This is a genomic window from Kordia jejudonensis (assembly GCF_001005315.1).
GTDB lineage: Bacteria > Bacteroidota > Bacteroidia > Flavobacteriales > Flavobacteriaceae > Kordia > Kordia jejudonensis.
The window spans coordinates 1-817 of sequence record NZ_LBMG01000170.1 but is presented as its reverse complement, the minus strand read 5'-3'; the positions used below and the strand labels follow the sequence as shown (position 1 = coordinate 817).

Below are 817 nucleotides of genomic sequence, written 5' to 3'. Positions count from 1 at the left end.
CTCGATAAAGTTTTGATAAATTAATAGCAAATATTTTTGGTTGAACTACTGTTATAATTTGAATACCTAAGCTTTTAAATTTTTCTATTGTAGCATAGCCATTTTTTCTTGTCAGACGATCATAGGTATAAACTATAATATTCGATATATCATATTTTTCTACATAACTTATCATTGTTTCAATATCTGTTTGAGTTTCAAATCCACTTTTACAAGTTCCACCGAAACACTTTTTTACATTTAGTTGTAGCTGTTCCGCTTTATGTAAGCATAGCTTTTTTTGATATTGAATTTTCGAATTTTCATTTTGTATCTGACTTGCAACTCTTGTGTAGATTACAGCTTTATTGTTTCGGATGGTTTGCTTTTTACTCCGCTTGACGAAGTGTTGAAATTGATTTAGACTCCTCATGATTTGTAACGATATTATGAGTTAATAATGATAGTTCTTTTAGTGTTTGTATGATCTGCTGAGCTTCCGCTATAGATATATCATCAAATCCATCGAAGCTTCGTAACTGCTCAACGGAAATCGTTTGTAATGCCTGTATATCGTTTACATTTTTCATTTAAAGGAACTAATGCATTATTGCGTATCGTAAACACTTTACGAATTGCTACTATTCCTTTGTTTAAAATTGTAAAATTGCTTAAAAACATATTTCAATAGTACAAAGAATTGAAATGAATTCAAAGGGTTCAACTGAAAATTAATAGTTAAAATCTTACAATTATAGACTAAGGAATGTCTTTTTTACTTTTTATGTGTTATACATTTGTTTTAATTATTTGTTGATTTTGAGCCAACACACTATCG

1 protein-coding gene is annotated in these 817 nt (G+C 28.6%); it reads right to left on the bottom strand.

Translation table 11 applies throughout. The features are described from left to right. On the bottom strand, positions 1-412 hold a 412-nt coding region (locus AA089_RS23175; protein WP_046759406.1), incomplete at its 3' end, for a recombinase family protein. Positions 413-817: the final 405 nt, after the last annotated feature.